This window comes from Mycobacterium sp. TH-M82 (assembly GCF_057473605.1).
Genome location: NZ_JBYCKY010000642.1, coordinates 1 through 1,929 on the forward strand (window position 1 = coordinate 1; position 1,929 = coordinate 1,929).

A 1,929-nucleotide genomic window follows, 5' to 3' on the forward strand; every position below is an offset into this window, starting at 1 on the left:
CACTGCCAGCCGGCCCGCACGACGACGGTGGCGCGCGGGTCGGCACGCAGGTTGTCGAGCTTACGGGTGCCGCCGAGAGCGACCGTCGCCGCGACGGGGGCACCGGTTCGCGGGTGCGCGATGACGCCGGCGTTGACCACCGACGACTGGATGCTGCCGTCTCCGCGCAGGGTGTTCAGCACGCACAGGCCATGATCGAGCGGTATCAGATCGGCGAACGTGGAGATGTCGGTCAAGAGCTGCTCCTCCCTGCCGATCACCACGCCGCCCCGGTGTCGGCTGGGCCCGGTGCGTGTCTAACTGGGGCGGGTCGCCGTCCACGTTATCGGTGCTACCTCCCGGGGATCGGTATGACCTTCTCCAAAGCGATAGCGCATGCGATACTGCGACGGATTCGCGGGGCCCATTCCATGGCCCAGTATCGCCGCTACTCCACGAGGACGCTACGCGGCGTCGACGCCTTGGCGGGCGACGGCGACGATGTCGACGTAGTCACGCCAGCGGGTGCTGGTGATGCCACGTTCGAGGATGGTGACGCCCTTCTCGGCGATGGTGGTCTCGGGCGCGTAGCCGAGGAGCGTGATCGTGTCGAGGCCGAACACCACCCCGTCATCGGCATCGATCGCGGCGATGTCGCGGACCACCTGAGCGAGATGCTCGGCGGTGACGTCAGCATGGACAGCGTTAGAGTCGGTGTCCTTCGTCGGGCGCCGTACCCGGTAGGCGGCCAGCAGAACTCCGCCCTTGAGGACGAAGTCGCCGGCATGAGAGGTGCGGGTGAGCCGGTCCAGGAACGATTCCAGCGTGTGTCGGATCAGGTACTCCTGCGTCGGTGCGCCGTTCCCGCTGCTCGCCGCTGCGGAACGGGCGATGGCCTGGATCCGGCGGAACACCGCGTCGCCGAAGCTCACCCCAGCATCTCCAATGCTTGAAGGACCGGGGACCTCGCCCGCGGGAGGCGGTACGCGATGTCGACCAGCCGGGCCGGTTTGCCGCCTCGGCGCAGCCACTCCCGCAGCGCGTCTCGCGCCAGTTCGTATCCGACCTCGCCGCGGAGCCGGAACGCGTCGGCGATCGACCGCTCAGGCGAGTAGATCCCGATCGTCTGATCCGATCCCGGGATCGTGATCTCCTCGCGTCCGATCTCGAATGTGGCGCGGTCGAATTGATGCCACGCGATCGCACCCGTGCTCGCCGGTGTTCTCGATCCCCGGGGGATCGCAACGTCCAGCGCGGCGGGGATCGCGTCGGTCAGGTCATGATACGCGAGCGCGGAGGCCAGGCAGATCGTCGCATCGGGGCGCCGTGTCGCGGCCTCGATCTGATCCCAGTCGGCAGCCGAGGCCTCCGCGGGCAGGTAGATGCCGCGGGCGATGCGGTCCAGCCGGCCCGCACGCGCGTCACGGTAGAGCGCGCTGCGCGACAGGCCGCCCTGCCCCGCGGTGCTCGGCGTCAGGGCTTCCACCAAGGCCACTTCCCCTCCGGAGACATGGAACGGAACGTAGACAGGTAATCGTACCTGTAGACGGTTTGTATCCCGCGCCGCCGAGTAAGGCTGTCCAGCCCATACCGCAGTCGATACCGAGCCAGCGCCCCGACCATTGGCGAGCCGACCCGGACCACCACACCCGGCCAGGCGCGCCCGGCGTCCGCGTAATAGCCGCGCATCCCGGTCTCCCAGGATCGCCATTCCGCCTCCGTGAGTGGCGTGGTGCTTCGAGCCTTGGCAATTCACTCGTCAGCGAAGGCCGCCAACCGGTCCCGCTGTTTCGTCGTCAGCTGCACGACCGGGGAGCACATGCAATCACTGCGCTGATGCGGCCAGCTGCGAAACGCGCTGCGGGCTGAGGCCCAAAATCACGCCGACGTCGCGTACCGACAGTCCGCGCTGTCGAAGCCGGGCGACCGCACGGCGCGATGCGCGCGCCG

General features: G+C 68.6%; 3 protein-coding genes. All 3 read right to left on the reverse strand.

The genetic code is table 11. The features are described 5' to 3' along the window. Positions 1-236, reverse strand: a 236-nt coding sequence (locus tag AC2VON_RS18820) for a pyridoxamine 5'-phosphate oxidase family protein (protein ID WP_486954320.1), incomplete at its 3' end; no start/stop codon positions are given. Between the two features lie 207 nt (positions 237-443). Next, positions 444-911 (reverse strand): nucleotidyl transferase AbiEii/AbiGii toxin family protein, encoded by a 468-nt coding sequence (locus tag AC2VON_RS18825; protein WP_486954321.1) that lies wholly within the window; start codon positions 909-911, stop codon positions 444-446. Continuing rightward, on the reverse strand, positions 908-1,474 hold the full coding sequence (locus AC2VON_RS18830; protein ID WP_486954322.1) for a type IV toxin-antitoxin system AbiEi family antitoxin domain-containing protein: 567 nt from the start codon (positions 1,472-1,474) through the stop codon (positions 908-910). Before AC2VON_RS18830 ends, AC2VON_RS18825 begins: the two co-directional genes overlap by 4 nt. Positions 1,475-1,929 lie beyond the last annotated feature (455 nt).